Genomic DNA, 21,086 nt, shown 5'->3' on the forward strand with positions numbered 1-21,086 from the left:
CCCTTCTCGTGCCAGATCTTGACGAGTGAATACGCCGCCATCTCAGCCGCCTAGGCGGCTTCAAGCCTTGCACAGCAAGCGGCGAATCTTGGCGCGTCTTATCGATCATGTGGGCGTCCAACACGGCCGGTTGCCCAAAGGATGCCGCCTGTAGAGCGAAAGGCGTAGCATATACTCTCTCATTTTTCGACTACAATTCAGGGCCGCGTATCGAGCGGTCCTCATAGATTCGATCCTGATAATCTCGCGGGAGGTGCCTGCCATGTATCGCAACGCTCGTCGGTGGACCTCGCGCTCACTCCTGGTGGATTCGTTGATTCCCGCATGGCTGACCGTCGGCGGCAAGGGAAAGCCGCGCAAGCCTGCAGAAAGGCACGAGGACGGTGCTCAACTTGCGGCATCCGTGCAAACTGCGGATGGAAACAAGTATGGTGCCCTTGTCGACAATCCCCACAACAACGCGGCGCTCAACGAGCATGACTCTGAACATAGAGTGAGCGTGATCGACGACCCGGACGGTCGGGCCAATATCACCCGCGTATCGCCGCCCTTGCCCGACGCTTTCGCAACAAATCGCGAGATGGGGCTGCGAGGCGGTGACACTGCCGCGTCTGTGTTGCCCGCCCATACGCCTGGTTTTGGAGGTTTCGGGCGGAATGCGAACGGAGTTGCATTCGGGGCTCAATCGTCCCTTTATCGCACCTACGCTGGAATGAGCCTCATAGGCGATGATCCTTTGGCTCCGTATCTGCCACAAAGCCCTGCACCGACAGTTTCGGGGCAAGGTTCTGCTGCGGTGACGGGCGAGCGTGCGCACTCGGGCAAGGTCGTCATTCTCGAATCGACGCCGTCGGCGCAGTCGACCGGGCAGCATGCTGGAGCAAATGCGCTGGCGGTTGGCATGCCCTTTGGTGTGTGCGGGTGCGGCTATTATACGTCCCCCACACGGATTCTCGATTGGGCCCATGGCGGCGCCTTGCTTCAGCAAGATGGTCAGTTGCCGGGAACAAGGCTGACCGAAGGGCCGGACTATGTGGCGACGATCAAGAAGGCCATCGGCGCCTCGGTCAGTGATCCGCTTCTCGATCGCAACTTGTCCCCTCTCTCGGGCTGGCGCGGGACCGCAACGTGGACGGATTCGACGATCTTGAACGGATCGTTGCCCGGTGGCGGAGAGACCGGAAAGGGCACCACCACGAAGGGTGTTGGTACCCTGTCCGGCTCGGTGACGACGCCACCCTCTACGCAGCCTTCTACACAGCGGTCGCTGACAACGCAAAATCTGGCGGCCGCTGCGGCGGCGGCCAGCAACGCGATCGTGCTGGAAAACCAGAAGCAGGGTAATCCGGAGAGCGAGTGGGGCATCGACGGTGCCGGCAGCACCAACATCGAAGGGTTTGCGACCGACATCAGCGTCGACAACGGCAAGACGGTCAGCTTCAAGATCAATACCAATTCCACAAACTACCGGATCGACATCTATCGGCTCGGCTATTATGGCGGCATGGGCGCCCGCAAGGTCGCGACCATGCAGCATACCGGGTTGCAGACGCAGCCCAACCCGTTGCGTAATGCCACAACCGGCACGGTGGATGCCGGCAACTGGGCAGTCTCGGCGTCGTGGACGGTACCTGATGATGCGGTCTCTGGCGTCTACATCGCCAAGCTCGTGCGTCAGGATGGCACCTCTGGTGAAAATCAGATCCCGTTCATCGTGCGGGATGATGCCAGCCAGAGCGACATCGTCTTCCAGACCGCAGACGAGACCTGGCAAGCTTACAACGGCTGGGGTGGCGCAAACCTCTATGGAGGCAACGGCCCGGCGACGGGGCAGGGTGCTGGCCGCGCCTATGCGGTCAGCTACAACAGACCGATTGCGACCCGCGGTGGGGTCGGCACCTATGCCGGTCCGCAGGATTACCTGTTCGGCGCCGAATATGCGGGCATCTACTGGCTGGAACAGAACGGTTATGACGTCTCCTATATGTCGGGCGTCGACGCCGACCGCTACGGCAGCCTGTTGCTCAATCACAAAACCTATATCGATGCGGGGCACGACGAATACTGGTCCGGTCAACAGCGAACCAATGTGGAAGCCGCGCGCGATGCGGGCGTCAACCTCATGTTCTGGAGCGGTAACGAGGTCTATTGGCGTACCCGTTGGGGCAATGCCTATAGCGCCGACGGTACGCCCTATCGCACCCTGATCACCTACAAGGAGACCTGGGGACCGCCCGGTACCAGCCTCGATCCTTCAAACGAATGGACAGGCACCTTCCGCGACCCGCGCCTCAGCCCGCCTGCCATCGGCGGCGGAAACCCGGAAAACTCACTGACCGGACAGTTGTTCAAGGTCGACGATGTCGGCAACAATCTCGCCGCGATCACGGTCGGATATGACGACGCCAACCTGCGCTTCTGGCGCAATACGAGCGTCGCCAATCTTCAACCTGGCCAGACGGCAACGCTCACCAAGAACTATCTTGGCTACGAATGGGACGAAGCGTCCGATAACGGCTTCGATCCAGCTGGTCTTGTCAAGCTGTCGTCGACGACGCTTCCGGTCAGCACCTATTTGCTCGACTATGGAAATACGACCGGCGATGCGACCGCGACCCATAATCTGACGCTCTATCGTGCGCCGAGCGGTGCATTGGTGTTCGGCGCCGGTACGGTCTATTGGACATGGGGCCTGAGCAACAATCACGATAACGAGGCGACTGCGACCGATCCTCGCGTGCAGCAGGCAATGGTCAATCTGCTTGCCGACATGGGCATTCAGCCGGGGACACTGCAATCCGGGCTTACTGCCGGGACTGCTTCGTCAGACCATACTGCACCGACCTCGGTCATCACGGTACCCGCCACTGCGACCGTTGGATCCGCCGTGACGATTACCGGCACCGCTACCGATACGGGAGGCGGGGTCATCGCCGCGGTCGAAGTCTCGACCGACAACGGGGCGAGCTGGCATCCGGCGACGGGCGATGAGAACTGGACTTATACCTGGTCGCCGCAGACCGCGGGCACATACACCATCCGGTCCCGCGCAGTCGACGATAACGTCAACCTGGAAACACCCTCCGCGGGACGCACGGTCACCGTCAGCGGGCCGAGTTACACCTCTCTCTTCGGTTCGGCGACGCCAGCGGTCGTCAATACCAACGATACCTCAGCCGTTGAACTCGGCGTCAAATTCCAGACTTCCGTGGCAGGCACGATCACCGGCATTCGTTTTTACAAGGGCGACCTCGATACGGGTACGCATACGGGTTCTTTATGGTCGAACACCGGCACGAAGCTTGCGACCCTCACCTTCACGAACGAGACTGCCAGCGGCTGGCAGACTGCCTATTTTACCAGCCCGGTGTCGCTGACCGTTGGACAAACCTACACCGCGTCTTATCACACGAATAGCGGTCATTATTCCACGACCATTAGCTACTTCACCTCGAACGTGACGAGCGGCCCGCTCACAGCGCCGGCCAGCGGCAACGGCGTATACACTTATGGCAGCGCCAGCCTGTACCCCACAAGCACCTACCAGTCGACGAATTATTGGGTCGATGTGATGTTTACCACACCGAGCTCGAACACGACGCCGACGGCGGTTGCCGATACGGGGGACGCGACGGAGAAGGGCGGGGTTGCCAATGGTTCGGGTGGCGTGGTTGCGAGCGGCAACGTGCTGACCAACGACACCGATCCGGATGCCGGTGACACCAAGACCGTCACGGCAGTGGTCTTTGGTGCGACATCAGGCACGCTCGGCTCGGCACTGAACGGCACCTATGGCAGTCTCGTTCTCAATGCATCTGGCGCCTATAGCTATGCGATCAACGAGAGCAATACCGCCGTGCAGGCGCTACGCCTGTCGACCAACACGCTGAGCGATGTCTTCAGCTATACGATGCGCGATAGCGCCGGGGCCACCGCCACGGCAAATCTGACCGTCACCATCCATGGCGCCAATGACGCGCCGGTGCTGGCCGTCCAGACGGCGACCCAGAACGCCGCCGTCGGTTCCGCCTTCTCCTATGTGCTGCCGACGACGACCTTCACCGATGTCGACAGCGGCGAGACGCTGGCCTACGCGGCAACGGCTGCCGACGGCACGGCATTGCCCGCCTGGCTGAGCTTTAACGCCTCGACGCGGACCTTCTCCGGCACGCCGACGGCAGGTGGCACTTACGGCGTCAAGGTGACGGCGACAGACCTTGGCGGTCTTGCAGCCAACGAAAGCTTCAACATCGCCGTGTCGGTTCCCGGCAACACGACGCCGACGGCGGTTGCCGATGCGGGGGATGCGACCGAGAAGGGTGGTGTCGCCAATGGTTCGGGTGGTGTGGTTGCCAGCGGCAACGTGCTGACCAACGACACCGATCCGGATTCCGGCGACACCAAGACGGTGAGTGCGGTCAACTTCGGCGCGACGTCGGGCACACTCGGCTCGGCGTTGAACGGCACCTATGGCAGTCTCGTTCTCAATGCATCTGGTGCCTATAGCTATGCCATCAACGAGAGCAATGCGGCCGTGCAGGCGCTGCGGCAGTCGACCAACACGCTGAACGATGTCTTCAGCTACACGATGCGCGATAGCGCCGGCACCACCGCCACGGCAAACCTCACCATCACCATCCACGGCGCCAATGACGCGCCCGTGCTCGCCGTCCAGACGGCGACCCAGAATGCCACCGTCGGCTCCGCCTTCTCCTTCGTGGTGCCGACGACGACCTTCACCGATGTCGACAGCGGCGAGACGCTGGCCTACGCGGCAACGGCTGCCGACGGCACGGCATTGCCCGCCTGGCTTGCCTTCAATGCCTCGACGCGCACCTTCTCCGGCACGCCGACGACAGCAGGCAGCTATGGCGTCAAGGTCACGGCAACCGATATCGGCGGCCTCTCGACCAACGAGACTTTCACTATCGCCGCCGCGGCGGGGCCATCGACGTACAGCCTGTTCTCCGCCTCCAGCACGCCGGCCCAGACGAACCTCAATGATGGCCAGCAGCTCGAGCTTGGCGTCAAGTTCACGTCGAACGTTGCCGGGGCTGTCACCGGCATCAGGTTCTATCGCAGCGCCAACGACAACGGTCAGAACGTCGTCGATCTGTGGAGCTCTACGGGCACCAAGCTCGGCACCGCCACCTTCACCACCACCACCGCGAGCGGCTGGCAAACGGTGAACTTCACAAACCCCGTCACAATCGCCGCCAACACAACCTATGTCGCGTCCTATCACACGACAGGCGCCTACGTGGCGACCGCCAATTTCTATACGACTGCCGTCACCAGTGGTCCGCTGACTGCTCCGGCAAGCGGCAACGGCGTTTACCGCTATGGCGGCTCCGCCACCGCAGGCATTTTCCCGAACGCCACTTTCAGCGCCACCAATTACTGGGCCGACGTGGTCTTTCGTCCCTCGAACGCAAACAACACGACGCCGACGGCGATTGCCGATGCGGGGGACGCGACGGAGAAGGGCGGGGTTGCCAATGGTTCGGGTGGCGTGGTTGCGAGCGGCAACGTGCTGACCAACGACACCGATCCGGATGCCGGTGACACCAAGACCGTCACGGCAGTGGTCTTTGGTGCGACATCAGGCACGCTCGGCTCGGCACTGAACGGCACCTATGGCAGTCTCGTTCTCAATGCATCTGGCGCCTATAGCTATGCGATCAACGAGAGCAATACCGCCGTGCAGGCGCTACGCCTGTCGACCAACACGCTGAGCGATGTCTTCAGCTATACGATGCGCGATAGCGCCGGGGCCACCGCCACGGCAAATCTGACCGTCACCATCCATGGCGCCAATGACGCGCCGGTGCTGGCCGTCCAGACGGCGACCCAGAACGCCGCCGTCGGTTCCGCCTTCTCCTATGTGCTGCCGACGACGACCTTCACCGATGTCGACAGCGGCGAGACGCTGGCCTACGCGGCAACGGCTGCCGACGGCACGGCATTGCCCGCCTGGCTGAGCTTTAACGCCTCGACGCGGACCTTCTCCGGCACGCCGACGGCAGGTGGCACTTACGGCGTCAAGGTGACGGCGACAGACCTTGGCGGTCTTGCAGCCAACGAAAGCTTCAACATCGCCGTGTCGGTTCCCGGCAACACGACGCCGACGGCGGTTGCCGATGCGGGGGATGCGACCGAGAAGGGTGGTGTCGCCAATGGTTCGGGTGGTGTGGTTGCCAGCGGCAACGTGCTGACCAACGACACCGATCCGGATTCCGGCGACACCAAGACGGTGAGTGCGGTCAACTTCGGCGCGACGTCGGGCACACTCGGCTCGGCGTTGAACGGCACCTATGGCAGTCTCGTGCTCAGTGCATCGGGCGTCTATAGCTATGCCATCAACGAGAGCAATGCGGCCGTGCAGGCGCTGCGGCAGTCGACCAATACGCTGAGCGATGTCTTCAGCTATACGATGCGCGATAGCGCCGGCGCGACGGCCACGGCAAACCTGACGGTCACCATCCACGGGGCCAACGACGCGCCGGTGCTGGCCGTCCAGACAGCCGCCCAGAACGCCACCGTCGGCTCCGCCTTCTCCTTCGTGCTGCCGACGACCACCTTCACCGATGTCGACAGCGGCGAGACGCTGACCTACTCGGCAACGGCCGCCGATGGCACGGCGCTGCCCGCCTGGCTCGCCTTCAACGCCACGACGCGGACGTTCAGCGGCACACCGACGGCAGCCGGCACCTACGGCGTCAGGGTGACGGCGACCGACCTTGGCGGCCTTGCCGCCAACGAGAGCTTCAACATCACTGCGACAGTGGCGCCTGTGACCTACAGCCTGTTCAACGCCTCCAGCACGCCGACCCAGACGAACCTCAACGACGGTCAGCAGCTCGAGGTCGGCGTCAAGTTCCAGTCGAACGTCGTCGGTGATGTCACGGGCATCAAATTCTATCGCAGCGCCAACGACAACGGTCAGAACGTCGTCGACCTGTGGACCACGACCGGCACCAAGCTCGCCACCGCCACCTTCGCCAGCACTACGGGGAGCGGCTGGCAGACGGTGAACTTCACAACCCCGGTCACGATTGCCGCCAACACCAACTATATCGCCTCCTACCACACGACCGGCGCCTACGTGGCAACGGATGGCTTCTTCGCCAGTGCCGTCACCAACGGTCCGCTGACAGCCCAGTCAAGTGCCGTCGCCGGCGGCAACGGTGTCTATGCCTATGGCGGATCCGCCACCACAGGTCTCTTCCCGACGAACTCTTTCGATTCAGCGAATTACTATGCCGACGTTGTCTTCCGGCCGCAGCTCGTCGGGTGACAAAAAGGACAAGGTTACGGACCGATTTCGAATGAGGCTCATACGACGCAAATGCTGGTCGCGGCGAAGAGCGCTTCGATCGCCCACGTTCAAGGAATGCCGATGAACAGGATCGAGCGGCTCCCGGTGACCGTGCTGGCCGGCTTCCTCGGCGCTGGCAAGACGACGCTCCTCAGTCACGTCCTGAATAACCGTCAAGGCCTGCGGGTCGCCGTCATCGTCAACGATATGAGCGATGTGAACATAGACGCCAGTCTCATTCGCGACGGCGGCTGCAACCTCTCGCAGACAACGGAGACATTGATCGAGCTCAGCAATGGCTGCATATGCTGTACCCTGCGCAACGACCTTCTGACGGAAGTGCGACGGCTGGCCGAAGAGCGGCGATACGACTATCTGTTGATCGAAGGTACCGGCATTGCCGAGCCATGCCCTATCGCGGCAACCTTTTCCTTCCGCGACGAGAATGGTGTTTCGCTCTCCGACTTTGCTAGGCTCGACACGATGGTCACCGTGGTCGACGCTGCAAACCTGCTGGCCGACTACAGCAGTGCCAATCTGCTTGCCGACCGTGGCCTGCAGCGCGACGGTGAGGACCGGCGGACACTCATCGACCTGCTGGTGGACCAGATCGAGTTTGCCGATGTTGTCGTGATCAACAAGATCTCGGACGCGACTGAAGAGGTTCGCGCAGAGGTGAGCAAGATAGTTACGTCTCTCAACCCGGATGCGCTCCAGGTGGAGACGGATTTCGGCAAGATTTCTCTTTCAACTGTCCTCAATACGGGCCTCTTCGATGAAGCAAAGGCCGCTGCCCATCCCCTGTGGCACAAGGAATTGTACAGCCCGGATGAGCATGTTCCGGAAACGGAGGAATACGGGGTCTCGAGCTTTGTCTATCGCACGAGGCGTCCGTTCGACCCCATGCGGTTTCGAGCATTCCTGGACGAGCCCTGGCCGGGGGTAATCCGCGCCAAAGGCCATTTCTGGCTTGCCACGCGCCCACGTCACGTGGGTCTGATGTCGGCTGCCGGGGTGCAACGACGCTGTGAGCCCATGGGGCTTTGGTGGGCGGCCGTTCCTCGACAAGACTGGCCGAGCCATCAGCAGTTTCGTCAGCAGCTCGAGAGCCGGTGGGACAGCGCTTGGGGCGACCGTCGGCAGGAATTGGTCTTTATCGGCGTTGATATGGACGAGACAGGTGTGCGGACCGCACTGGACGGATGCCTCGCCAGCGCCGATCCGCGCGACTGGGCCACCCTCGAAGATCCGTTTCCGGCGTGGTAACACGGGGCGGCGCAGGACAACCCTCGCGTTAACCGGCTCGACCAGCTGGCCGGCCCAGAATTCCCTTTCAACCAGTGTCAGCCACTGAGAGCGCCGCGCGTCTTTCAGACGCGCTAAGGACGCTCTAACACTTTGAATGGGCGCATAATCCTTTCCGAAAATCGATTTCGATTTTCGGGGTTATGCACTGGCAGTAACCGCAGGCAGCTTTGGGGCCTTGTCGGTCTGGTATGCGGTGAGGGTCATCATATCGGCGTATGGGGGTACCACCCACATACCCCAGATTGCTGTCATACGTTCCCTTGGCAAAGGTGCCAGAATGAACGTCTTCTATAGCGGTCGAAGGGCCGGCCGATGCGGAAGGGGACGCCGCTAATGCGGAGAATTCATGTCAGTAATCGTGAGTACCTGAGTACATTTGGTGGAGCGTTGAGTATCTGTCGTGCATCCGCTGCCTGGAGCGCAGTCCTTGGATCCGCGACGGTCGTATCTTCGACGAGTACCGATGGTTCCCCAAGCTTTGCCAATCAGAGCAGCGCAACCGTCCAATCCTCTTTCACCGGCACGGTCACACCTTCCTTGATATCCTCAGGCGACATGCAATCGTCCCCTGCATCGTCGACCGCGATGCCGGCGCCTGCGGCCGATGGCGGGGCGCAGGACACGTCCACGAAGACGGCGTCGGCTGCGACGGTCTTCCAGACGCCTTCCTCGACATCGCAACGCACCGTGCTTGGCCCGGATCCGTCCGAGGAGGCTGCGACACTGCCTGCCGCTCCCACGCTTACGGGTATTGCCAGCGACGCCGATACCGGCAGCGCCAAGACGGCGGCGCCGGTCAGTTCTTCCAGCAGTCTCGACACGGCTTCGTTGCGCCTTCAGGCGTCGATAGCATCCATCTCGGTTGAGCCGAGCCAGGACGTTTCTGCCGAGACGACTGCGGCCCCGACAGCACTGGCGGCACCGCTGGCCGCGGCCGCGGCTGCGGCGACGCCCAACAAGATCGCGCTCGAAAACCTGAAGCAGGGCAACCCGATCAGTGAGTGGGGTCTGGAGGGCGACGGCGGCGGCACCATCCAGGGCTTCGCCACCGAGATCAGCACGAATATCGGCCAGACCGTCGATTTCAAGATCGCCACCGATTCCACCCATTACCGCATCGATATCTACCGCATGGGCTATTATGGCGGGGACGGGGCGCGCAAGGTCGGCTCCATCGAACAATCGCTGACCACGGCGCAGATCCAGCCGCACCCGATCGTCGATATGTCGCTCGGCCTGATCGACTGCGGCAACTGGTCGGTCTCGGCGAGCTGGCAGATTCCGACGGACGCGGTCTCCGGCGTCTATTTCGCCAAGCTGGTGCGCGAGGACGGCGTCGAAGATGCCAGCATCATTCCTTTCGTCGTGCGCGACGACGCCTCCACCAGCAATATCGTCTTCCAGACGTCCGACACGACATGGCAGGCCTATAATGCCTGGGGCGGCGCCAGCCTCTATTATGGCGAAGTGCCCGTCGATCCCGCAGACATGATCGGCTACCTGCCGCCGAATTGCAGCTGCGGCCTGCAGGCCATCGGCCGGGCCTCGGCGGTCAGCTATAACAGGCCGATCATCACCAATACGAGCCCGATCGGCGGTTCGCACGATTACATCTTCGGCGTCGAATCCTCTGCCATCTCGTGGCTGGAGCAGAACGGCTACGACGTTTCCTATATTTCCGGCGTCGATGCGACGCGCAACGGCGCGCTGCTGCTCAACCACGATGCCTATCTCTCCGTCGGGCATGACGAATACTGGTCTGCCGAACAGCGCACCAATGTCGAGGCGGCGCGCGATGCCGGCGTCAACCTCGCCTTCTGGAGCGGCAACGAGTGCTACTGGAAGGTTCGCTGGGAAAGCAGCATCGACGGCAGCGGCCAGGCCTACCGCACCATGGTGTGCTACAAGGAAACCTGGGGCACGAGCACGGATCCGAGCAATGTCGGTACCGGCACCTGGCGCGATCCGCGTTATGCCGATCCGGGGCAGCAGCCGGAGAATGCGCTGACGGGCACGATGTTCCAGGTGGACAGCTACCGCCAGGATACGATCTCCATCCCCTACGACTATTCGAACCTGCGCTTCTGGCGCAATACCGACGTTTCGGAGCTGCAGGAGGGCGAGACCTATAGTCTCGTGCAGAACCTGCTCGGCTATGAGTGGGATTCCGACGTCGAGAACGGTTTCCGTCCAGCTGGACTGATCGACCTGTCGCTCTCGTCGGTCTCGGTGAGCACGTATCTGCGCGACTACGGCGCGACGGTCGGCGATGCGGTGGCGACCCATAGCCTGACCATGTACCGGGCGGCAAGCGGCGCGCTGGTCTTCGGCGCCGGCACAGTCTTCTGGTCCTGGGGGCTGAGCGACAACCACCAGGGCCCGGCCACGTCAACCGATCGCAACGTGCAGCAGGCGATGGTCAACATGTTCGCGGACATGGGCATTCAGCCGACGACGCTGGATGCGAGCCTGATCCTTGCGACACAATCGACCGACACGCTGAAGCCCACCTCGTCGGTCACCTCGCCGATCGTCGGCGCAAGCTTCCTGGAAGGGCAGCATGTGACGATCACGGGAACGGCGCAGGATTTCGGCGGCGGCATCATTGCCGGCGTGGAAGTCTCGACCGATGGCGGCCAGCACTGGTTCAAGGCCACCGGCCGCGAGAGCTGGAGCTATAACTGGGTCGTCCAGGCGAGCGGAACCTACACGATCACGTCACGGGCCGTCGACGACAGCGTCAACATGGAAGCGCCATCGGCGGGCAAGCAGGTGACCGTTACCCTGCCGGGAGCGACGGGCCTCTGGACGCTTGCGGAAAAGCCGGCGGTCGAATTGGCGATCGATCGCGATTCCGTCGAGCTCGGCCTGCGCTTCCAGACGACGACGGCAGGCTCCGTGGAGGGCATCCGCTTCTACAAGGGCTTCTACAATATCGGCGACCATGTCGTCAGCCTCTGGAGCGCCAACGGAACGCTGCTGGCGACCGGCGTGTCCGTCGGTGAGTCGCTCTCCGGCTGGCAGACAGTGATGTTCTCCAGCCCGATCCAGATTGCCGCCGGCACGACCTATGTGGCTTCCTATCACAGCAGCGGCTTCTACTCCGCCACCGAGAATTATTTCGGCAGCCCCTATGCCAGCGGTGCGCTGAAGGCCGTCGATGGCGGCGGCGTCTATGCCTATGGCGACAATGCCGGCACATTCCCCGGCCAGAGCCTCGGCACCGGCACCAACTACTGGGTCGACGTGGTCTTCGATGCCGGGCCCAACAGCGCGCCGGTTGCGACCGACGATACGGGGCTGACCATCACCCGCAACGACAGCGTCGTCATCTCGATCGCCTCGCTCATCGGAAACGATACGGATCCCAATGGCGATGCGATGACGATTTCGGCCGTCGGCAATGCCGTCAACGGCACGGTGACGCTCAATAGGCAGAACGGCACCGTCATCTTCACGCCGACCAACAATTATTCGGGGCCGGCAAGCTTCACCTATACGCTGTCGGATGGGCGCGGCGGCACGGATCAGGGCAACGTCAGCCTCACCGTAAACCAGGGCCCTGCCGGGGAAACGCTGTTTACATCAAGCGAAGGGCCGACGGGCGCAAGCTTCAACGAAGGTCAGTCGCTGGAACTCGGGATGAGGTTCGTCGCTTCGTCCAGCGGCATGATTACCGGCATCCGCTACTACAAGGCGGCCGGCGATACCGGCCCGCATACCGGCTCCCTGTGGACGGCCGACGGCACGCTGGTCGCGACCGCCAGCTTCGCCGACAGCGGATCGGTGAACGGCTGGCAGACCGCGACATTCACCAACCCAGTGCATATCGCGGCCGGCACGACCTATGTCGCCTCCTACCACACGACAGGCTCCTACGTGGCGACGGCAAGCTATTTCACGACAGCCCATACCAATGGCGCGCTGACGGCGCTGGCCGGCAGCAATGGCGTCTACGCGGTCGGGGGCTCGGCATTCCCGACCTCCAGCTACCAGTCGTCGAACTACTGGGTGGATGTCGTCTACAATCAGTCGACGGGCAACGCGGTGCCGGTCGCTGCCAATGACAACGGCTACACGACGTATTTCAACACTGCACTGTCGATTGCCGCAGCCAGTTTGCTTGCAAACGATACCGATGCCGATGGCGACCCGCTCAGCATCACCGGCGTCAACGGTGCGATCAACGGAACGGTGACCTTCGACAGCCAGACCAAGTCTGTCACTTTCACACCGACGGCGGGTTATACGGGTGCGGCGAGCTTCTCCTATTCGATCTCGGATGGGTACGGCGGAGCCGCCTCGGCCACGGTCAGCCTCACTGTCGGCACGCCGCCCGGCGGAGGCACGACGTCAAGCCTGTTCACCGGCGCCGACACGTCGGGCGTTACCGCCGCCAATGACGCCAACTCGGTCGAACTCGGCGTCAAGTTCATCGCTTCCGCCAGCGGCCAGATCACCGGGCTCACCTATTACAGGAGCGCCCAGGATACCGGCACGCATGTCGGCTCGCTCTGGACGGCGAGCGGCCAGGTTCTGGCCCAGGCGACCTTCATCAGCGAGACGGCGAGCGGCTGGCAGACGGTTTCCTTCACCCAGCCGATCAATGTGACCGCCGGCGCGACCTATGTGGCGAGCTACCATTCGAACGGCTTCTATTCCGCAACGGCGAACTACTTCACGACGGACCATACGAACGGCGCGCTGACGGCACCGTCGAGTGCTGCGAGCGGCGGCAACGGCCTTTATGCCTATGGCTCGGGCAGCCTGTTCCCGACCGCTTCCTACAATGCGAGCAATTACTGGGTCGACGTGCTCTATCAGCAGGGCGGCGCGCAGAATGCGGTTCCGGTTGCCGCCAATGACAGCGGCTTGTCGACCAATACCGGCACGCCGATCACCATCCAGGCCTCAGTGTTCCTGGCAAACGACACCGATGCCGATGGCGACCCGCTTGTCATCACCGGCGTCAGCGGCGCGATCAACGGCTCGGTCGCCTACGATGCCCAAGCCCAGACGGTGACCTTCACGCCGACGGCAGGCTATTCGGGACCGGCGAGCTTCAGCTACGCAATTGCAGACGGCAAGGGCGGCACGGCGTCGGCGCAGGTTGCGCTCACCATCACCGGCGGCCAGACGGCAGGGCCGGAACAGAACCTCTTTGCCGCCAATGCGACGCCTTCAATCGTCTCCGTCAACGATAACCAGCCGCTCAATCTCGGCATGAAATTCCAGGCCGATACGGCAGGCTGGGTCACCGGCATCCGCTTCTACAAGGGGGCAGACAATACAGGCGCGCATACCGGCTATCTCTGGACCGCCTCGGGCACATTGCTCGGCAGCGTCAGCTTCAGCAACGAAACGGCAAGCGGCTGGCAGACCGCGACGCTCACCCAGCAGGTCGCGGTCGCCGCCGATACGACCTATGTCGTATCCTACAGCACCAACGGCAATTATTCGGCGACCGGCAATTACTTCAGCACCGATGTGACGAACGGCGACTTGACGGCGCTCAGCGGCACCAACGGCGTCTATGCCTATGGGTCGAGCGGCGTGTTCCCAAATGCCAGCTATAACAGCACAAACTACTATGTGGACGTAGCATTCAGACCGCAGCTCGCGGCGTAAAAGAAGCGAGCGGGGAGTACCGATGATGAGTGCAGACAACAGACTTCCGGTCACGGTCCTTGCCGGTTTTCTTGGCGCCGGCAAGACGACGATCCTCAACCATGTCCTACGCAATCGCGAGGGACGCCGGGTCGCCGTCATCGTCAACGACATGAGCGAGGTGAATATCGATGCAGATCTCGTCCGCGACGGGGGAGCGAACCTGTCGCGCACGGACGAGACACTGGTGGAGCTCACCAATGGCTGCATCTGCTGCACATTGCGCGACGATCTCCTGAGCGAAGTGCGCCGCCTCGCTGCCGCCGGCCGTTTCGACTATCTGCTGATCGAGGGCACCGGGATCGCCGAGCCGCTGCCGGTCGCAGCCACCTTCTCCTTCCGCGACGAGAGCGGGGCAGCCCTCTGCGACGTCGCGCGGCTCGACACGATGGTTTCCGTCGTCGATGCGGTCAATCTTCTGGCCGATTATGCGAGCGCGGAATTCCTGAGGGATCGCGGCGAGAGCCGAGACGGAGACGACGAGCGCAGGCTGGTGGAACTGCTCGTCGAGCAGATCGAATTTGCCGATGTCGTGGTCATCAACAAGGCGCAGGATGTGCCGCCTGCAGCGCTTGCCGAGGTTCGCCGCATCGTTGCCGCACTCAACCCCGATGCCCGCGTCATCGAGACCGGTTTCGGCCGGTTGAAGCTCGACGCTATCCTGAACACCGGCCTCTTCAGCGAAGCGAGAGCTGCCCGCCATCCGCTGTGGCACAAGGAACTCTTCGGTTGGGGCGACCATGTGCCGGAGACGGAGGAATACGGCATTTCGAGCTTCGTCTATCGCAGCCGCCGGCCGTTCGATCCCTCCAGGTTGCGGGATTTTCTCGACAGGAAATGGCCGGGCCTCATCCGCGCGAAAGGCCATTTCTGGCTGGCAACAAGGCCCGACGAGATCGGACTGCTGTCGATTGCCGGCACGCAGTGCCGCATCGACACCAAGGGCTTCTGGTGGGCGTCCGTGCCGAAGGCGCAATGGCCGCGTTATCCGCAGTTTCGCCAGCTCATCGACCGGCATTGGGACGAGGTCTGGGGCGACCGCCGCCAGGAACTCGTTTTCATCGGCGCCGGCTTCGACGAAGACGCAATCCGCACCGCGCTCGGCGACTGCCTGATCGGTGAGGAGACGGGCTTCGATCCGCAGACCGCCGCCGGGCTTCGGGACCCGTTTCCGGCCTGGCAGCACGCACATTCAAATAGTTAGGGCATCCTAATGGACGTAAGACGCCCTGAGATGAAGACGTTTTGATTATCAACCGGAGGAGAGAACAATGAGCAACGAACTTTACGCAGATGGCATCGGCGAAATCACCATCACGGGAACGATCGTGCGGATCGACCTGATGTCGCTCTCGGCCACCGATCGTGACGCCAACAACAATCCGAAGCCGGTTTTCCGCCAGCGCATCATCATGCCGGTCGATGCCTTCGCCAATGCGGTCGATCTCATGCAGAAGGCGCTTGGCGGTTTGGTCGAGGCGGGTGCGGTCCGTCGCGTCGGCGATATGTCAACTGCGGCGGCTGCCGATATCCAGTCAGTGCAGGCCGGGGCTTCGAACGCCTCGCCGAACTTCAACTGACAAAACAAATATTGCCTCGGTCTCGTATTGTTTCGGGTGGGCCATGAGTGGTTTTCTGCATACTAACCTGCATTGTCTTGCGCTGGTCGCGCGTCATCACGGCGTCGATCTTGCTCCTGAACGATTGCAGCACGATTATGCCGTCGGCAACGATCCTGTTGCCTTGCGGCAGCTGCTGCGCATGGCCAAGGATGCCGGCCTTAGGGCAAGGCATCTGACGCTCGACTGGCGATCCCTGTTCCAACTTGGCGAGGCATTCCCGGTGCTCGCCGAGCTGACGAACGGCAACTGGGTGGTCATCGCCGGCGCTGTCGGGAGCGGAGAGGATGAGAGAATCCGCGTTCTCGACCCGCTGGCATCACGCGCCGAAGTGATGATGCTCAGCGAAGAGCAGTTCGCCAAGGCCTGGCTCGGATCGGTGATCCTGCTGAAGCGCAACTATCGCATGTCCGATGAGGACCGGCCCTTCGGCTTCCGCTGGTTCGTCCCCGAGATCATCAAGCAGCGCAGCTTCTTCCGCGATGTCGCGCTCGCCGCCTTCGTGCTCTACGGGCTGGGGCTGACGACGCCGATCTTCTTTCAGCTCGTCATCGACAAGGTGCTGGTGCATCAGAGCTATGCGACGCTGACGGTTCTGACAGTGGGCATTGCGATCGCGCTCGTCTTCGACGCGACCTTCACCTTCCTGCGCCGCTATCTGCTGCTCTATGCGACGAACAGGATCGACATCCGCGTCGCGACCCGCACCTTCGGCCATCTGCTCAACCTGCCGATCGCGCTCTTCGAGCAGGCCTCGGCCGGCGTTCTCGTCAAGCATATGCAGCAGACGGGGCGCATCCGCGAATTCCTGACCGGCCGGCTGTTTCTCACACTGTTGGACGGCGTTTCGCTCCTGGTCTTCGTGCCGATCCTGCTTCTCTACAGCGTCAAGCTGACGCTTGTCGTGCTCGGTTTTGCCGCCCTCGTCGGGCTCGTGGTGATGATGCTCGTCGGGCCGTTCCAGCGCCGGTTGCAGGCGCTCTATCAGGCCGAAGGCGACCGGCAGGCATTGCTGGTGGAAACCGTGCACGGCATGCGCACCGTCAAATCTCTGGCGCTGGAGCCGCGCCAGCGCAAGGTGTGGGACGATTATTCGGCCCAGTCGATCTCCGTGCGTTTCCGGGTCGACAAGATCTCGACCATCGCCCAGGCGATGACCGGACTGCTGGAGAAGCTGATGAGCGTCGCGATCATCGGCCTCGGCGCGCTCGATGTCTTCAGCGGCGCGATGACGATCGGCGCGCTGGTTGCCTTCAACATGCTCGCCGGCCGGGTCTCGGGACCACTGGTGCAGATCGTCACCATGGTGCACGAATATCAGGAAGTCGCGCTCTCCGTGCGCATGCTCGGCGAGATCATGAATCAGCGGCCGGAGCAGGCGGGCCGCGGGCGAGGTGTTCGGCCGCATCTGCAGGGTCGCATCGAATTCGACAGGGTCACCTTCCGCTACGGCCCGGATAGCGCGCCGGCGCTCGACAATGTCTCCTTCGCCATTCCGACGGGCTGCCTCTTCGGCGTGGTCGGCAAGAGCGGCTCGGGCAAGACGACGATCACAAGGCTCATCCAGGGCCTCTATCAGAGCCAGGAAGGCCTCGTGCGCATGGATGGCTATGACAGCCGCGAGATCGACCTCGTGCATCTGAGAACGAGCATCGGCGTCGTGCTGCAGGATAGTTTCCTGTTTCGCGGCTCGGTGCGCGAGAATATTGCCGCCGCCAAGCCCGATGCCAGCATCGAGGAGATCATGGAAGTTGCCCGTATCGCCGGCGCCGAGGAGTTCATCGAGCGCCTGCCGCGTGGCTTTGACACGATGCTGGAGGAAAACGCCTCCAACCTGTCAGGCGGCCAGAAGCAGCGGCTTGCCATTGCCCGCGCGCTGATCACCGATCCGAAGCTGTTGATCTTCGACGAGGCGACGAGCGCGCTCGACCCCGACAGTGAGGCGATCATCCGCGCGAATCTGAGCCGCATCGCCGCCGGCCGCACCGTCATCATCGTCTCGCACCGGCTTTCGACGCTCGTCGATGCCGATGCCATTCTCGTCATCGATCGTGGCAAGGTCGCCGATATCGGCCGGCACGATCAGCTTGTATCGCGCTGCATGACTTATCGCCACCTGTGGTCCCAGCAGATGAGGCAGGTCGCATGAACGCGCACACCAGAAAACCCAGCGAGAACCTGCCGGTCCCTTCAGGCAAAGGCCCTTCAGACAAGGCTCCCTCAGGCAAGGGAAGGGAACTGACCGCCCGCCCGCCGCTGCCGCCGGCAATTGCGGAGTTCCAATCCGATGCCGTCGAGCTCGAGGAACGCGCGCCGCCCAGAGTTGCGCGCATGACGCTCTATTGCGTGACGGCGCTGATTGCTTCGGCGATCATCTGGGCCTCGGTGTCGTCGATCGACGAGGTGGTGATCGCGCCCGGCAAGCTCGTCACCACCCAGCCGACCATCGTCGTCCAGCCGCTCGAAACCTCGATCATCCGCACGATCGAGGTGAAGGCCGGCGAAGTGGTGCATGCCGGCCAGACGCTCGCGACCCTCGACGCTACTTTCAGCCAGGCCGATGTCGACCAGCAGCAGGCGAAATTCTCCGCGCTCGACGCCCAGGTGCGGCGCATCGAGGCCGAGCTTGCCGGCAACGATTACACGGCGGGAGATACGCCCGACCAGATGCTGCAGGCGCAGCTCTTCGGCCAGCGACGGGCCTTCTACACGGCGCAGCTGCAGAATTTCGAGCAGCAGATCGCCGGCCAGTCAGCCGCTCTTCTGGCGAGCAAGAACCAGGAGGCCGTGCTCAATGACAGGCGCGATGGGCTCTCTCAGATCGAGGCGGCGCGGGAGCGGCTCTACAACAAGCAGAGCGGCTCGCTGATCACGCTGCTCGGCTCGCGCGACGCCCGCCTCGACGTCGAGTCCGATCTGACGGCCGTCCGCGGCCGGGCCGACGAGGCCGCGCACGCCTATGCCAAGCTGAGCGCCGACCGCCAGGCCTTCATCGAGGATTTCCGCCGGGCGGCGATGGAGCAACTGGTGGAGCTGCGCGGCCAGCGTGACATGGCGGACGAGGAACTGAAGAAGATGGCACTGCGCCGCAACATGGTCGTGCTGACGGCGCCGGCCGATTCCGTCGTGCTCGACCTGGCGCAGCGCTCGGTCGGTTCGGTGGTGCGGGAGGCGGAGCCGGTGGTCACACTCGTGCCCATTAACGTGCCGCTGGAAGCGGAAGTCTCGATCAACACGCGCGATATCGGCCGGGTCGCCGTCGGCAAGGAAGCCCGTGTCAAGCTCGACGCCTATCCGTTCCAGAAATACGGAACCGCGACAGGCGAGGTGAGGACCATCAGCCAGGACACCTTCCTCACGGGCCAGCAGGAGCAGACAGCCACGCCCAGCCAGCCGGCCGCCCCCTTCTTCAAGGCTCGGATCCTGCTTGCCGATACCCGGCTGAATGCCACAGATGTGCCGGTGCGGCTGCTTCCCGGCATGACTGTGACCACGGAAATCAAGGTCGGCAACCGTACGGTGATCTCCTATTTCCTGTATCCGCTGCTGCGTGGCCTCGACAACGCAATACGCGAACCGTAGGTCGTGACGATCAGTTTGCCCCGAACGAGATCCCGAGTGAGATTCAAGGCACATATTTCGCATCCCATGGCCGCGGCCTGGCCCGCCCGCATGTCGTGAAGTCGGATTTGCCCGGCTTTCAGGGGCGCGCACTATCAACGAATCGCCGAACGCGCCAAGCTTTCGCTCAGTATTAACTTCGATCGATTGGGAATGAGTGTCGCAATGATTCACGACGTCTGCATCATAGGCGGCGGTATAGTTGGTCTTGCCACCGCCATGGCCGTTCTGGAAAAGCGCCCCGGTGCAAGTGTCGTTCTCCTTGAAAAGGAGCCTGGCTTGGCCCTCCACCAGACAGGGCACAACAGCGGCGTCATCCACGCGGGAATCTACTATGCGCCAGGCAGCTTGAAAGCGCGCCTTTGTCGGGAGGGGGCCGATGCCATCAAGGCGTTCTGCAGGGAGAAGGCTGTACCCTATGAACAATGCGGAAAACTGGTGGTTGCCACCAACGAGCTCGAACACCGCCGCCTGAAGGATCTGGCCGAACGGGCAAAGATCAACAACATCGATATCGAATGGCTCGATCGGAATACGCTGAAACAACGGGAGCCCATGGTCGAAGGCGTCGCGGCAATTTTCGTTCGGGCGACGGGTATCGTCGACTACAAGGCTGTGTGCGTCGCCATGGGCGCTCATCTGGCCGCTCAGGGCGTGGAAATCGAATTGAATACGCAGGTTTCCGCGATCCGCGAAACCTCGGATCTCGTGGAGATTGCAGCGGGTGGGCGCCAATGGCGGGCCAGACAGCTGATCGCCTGCGCCGGCCTGCAGTCCGACCGCATCGCCAAACTTGCGGGCCTCAAGATCGATCATCAGATCATACCGTTCAGGGGCGAATATTTCCGTCTGCCGCCGTCGCGGAATGGACTGGTCAGGCACCTGATCTATCCGGTGCCCGATCCGTCGCTTCCATTCCTTGGCATTCATGTCACCAAGATGATCGACGGCAGCCTTACCGTCGGACCCAATGCGGTTCTGGGAATGGCGCGCGAGGGGTATCCGAAATTCAGCATAAACATCCGGGATCTCAGCGAGTGTCTCTCGTTTCCGGGCCTATGGCGGCTTCTCTGGAAGAACGCAGGGGGCGCCATGCACGAATTCAGGGACTCGCTGTGGCGGAAAAACTATCTGGAAGCGTGCCGCAAATACTGCCCATCTCTGACACTCGAAGACCTTCAGCCGATGGAAGCGGGCATCCGGGCCCAGGCCGTCATGCGGGACGGGCGCCTGGAGCATGATTTCCTGTTCCTAAGGACGGGTCGCATGCTGCACGTCTGCAATGCGCCGTCGCCAGCGGCCACATCGTCGATCCCGATTGGCCGGGATATCGCCGACAGGTGCTTTTCCGCCGGCTGAACGAAGCCGTGAGGGAAACCGGTACGTTCAAGACAAGATTTCTCGAAGCCGGAATGAACGATGCCGGTCGCTCGGGGCTGCGGAGCCAGCGGGAGGTCGACCTCGTGCCAGGGCAGGACAGGGAGAACTGGCATAGCTTCGATGCGACCGGCGCCGTGCCGTTTATCCGGCTCCGGGTGGCAGCCTTTTTCGTT

At 62.5% G+C, this 21,086-nt stretch carries 9 protein-coding genes; 8 read left to right on the forward strand and 1 reads right to left on the reverse strand.

All coding sequences use genetic code 11. The annotated features are described in order from the left end of the window. The first annotated feature begins 262 nt into the window (after positions 1 to 262). A complete protein-coding gene (locus J3P73_RS32395) occupies positions 263 to 7,297 on the forward strand; it encodes a DUF4082 domain-containing protein (protein WP_207580221.1) in 7,035 nt (2,344 codons plus the stop codon). Positions 7,298 to 7,399: 102 nt separating this feature from the next. After that, positions 7,400 to 8,584: a GTP-binding protein gene (locus J3P73_RS32400; RefSeq protein ID WP_207580222.1), complete on the forward strand. Its 1,185-nt coding sequence runs from the start codon at positions 7,400 to 7,402 to the stop codon at positions 8,582 to 8,584. A 527-nt stretch (positions 8,585 to 9,111) separates the two neighbouring features. Here J3P73_RS32400 and J3P73_RS37845 read toward each other — a convergent pair. Further along, positions 9,112 to 9,447 carry a hypothetical protein gene (locus J3P73_RS37845; RefSeq protein WP_245002777.1) on the reverse strand — a complete coding sequence of 112 codons (336 nt, stop codon included), beginning with the start codon at positions 9,445 to 9,447 and terminating at the stop codon, positions 9,112 to 9,114. Positions 9,448 to 9,454: 7 nt separating this feature from the next. On the opposite strand from J3P73_RS37845, the gene J3P73_RS32405 reads away from it, so the two are divergent. From J3P73_RS32405 to lhgO, 6 genes are all read left to right on the forward strand, one after another. Continuing rightward, positions 9,455 to 14,254, forward strand: a complete 4,800-nt coding sequence (locus J3P73_RS32405) for a DUF4082 domain-containing protein (RefSeq protein WP_245002778.1) — start codon at positions 9,455 to 9,457, stop codon at positions 14,252 to 14,254. Between the two features lie 22 nt (positions 14,255 to 14,276). Continuing rightward, complete coding sequence (locus J3P73_RS32410; protein ID WP_130657631.1) at positions 14,277 to 15,497, forward strand: GTP-binding protein; 1,221 nt, start codon at positions 14,277 to 14,279, stop codon at positions 15,495 to 15,497. 67 nt (positions 15,498 to 15,564) lie between these two features. Further along, complete coding sequence (locus tag J3P73_RS32415) at positions 15,565 to 15,873, forward strand: hypothetical protein (protein ID WP_130657632.1); 309 nt, start codon at positions 15,565 to 15,567, stop codon at positions 15,871 to 15,873. 43 nt (positions 15,874 to 15,916) lie between these two features. Then, positions 15,917 to 18,061, forward strand: coding sequence for a peptidase domain-containing ABC transporter (locus J3P73_RS32420; RefSeq protein ID WP_130755214.1), 2,145 nt, complete (start codon positions 15,917 to 15,919; stop codon positions 18,059 to 18,061). Continuing rightward, entirely contained in the window at positions 18,058 to 19,494 is a 1,437-nt protein-coding gene (locus tag J3P73_RS32425; protein WP_130663029.1) for an HlyD family type I secretion periplasmic adaptor subunit, read from the forward strand. The genes J3P73_RS32420 and J3P73_RS32425 overlap by 4 nt, the downstream gene beginning before the upstream one ends. A 192-nt stretch (positions 19,495 to 19,686) precedes the next feature. Continuing rightward, complete coding sequence (gene lhgO / locus J3P73_RS32430; RefSeq protein ID WP_130707147.1) at positions 19,687 to 20,892, forward strand: L-2-hydroxyglutarate oxidase; 1,206 nt, start codon at positions 19,687 to 19,689, stop codon at positions 20,890 to 20,892. The last annotated feature ends 194 nt before the right edge of the window (positions 20,893 to 21,086 follow it).

The sequence above is a fragment of the Rhizobium ruizarguesonis genome (assembly GCF_017357285.1).
GTDB classification, from domain to species: Bacteria; Pseudomonadota; Alphaproteobacteria; order Rhizobiales; family Rhizobiaceae; genus Rhizobium; species Rhizobium ruizarguesonis.

What these genes read in the sequence shown, in the direction of transcription:
- J3P73_RS32395 (WP_207580221.1), top strand. Translation starts at nt 263, where the DNA reads ATGTATCGCAACGCTCGTCGGTGGACCTCGCGCTCACTCCTGGTGGAT.
- J3P73_RS32400 (WP_207580222.1), top strand. Translation starts at nt 7,400, where the DNA reads ATGAACAGGATCGAGCGGCTCCCGGTGACCGTGCTGGCCGGCTTCCTC.
- J3P73_RS32410 (WP_130657631.1), top strand. Translation starts at nt 14,277, where the DNA reads ATGATGAGTGCAGACAACAGACTTCCGGTCACGGTCCTTGCCGGTTTT.
- J3P73_RS32415 (WP_130657632.1), top strand. Translation starts at nt 15,565, where the DNA reads ATGAGCAACGAACTTTACGCAGATGGCATCGGCGAAATCACCATCACG.
- J3P73_RS32420 (WP_130755214.1), top strand. Translation starts at nt 15,917, where the DNA reads ATGAGTGGTTTTCTGCATACTAACCTGCATTGTCTTGCGCTGGTCGCG.
- J3P73_RS32425 (WP_130663029.1), top strand. Translation starts at nt 18,058, where the DNA reads ATGAACGCGCACACCAGAAAACCCAGCGAGAACCTGCCGGTCCCTTCA.
- lhgO (WP_130707147.1), top strand. Translation starts at nt 19,687, where the DNA reads ATGAGTGTCGCAATGATTCACGACGTCTGCATCATAGGCGGCGGTATA.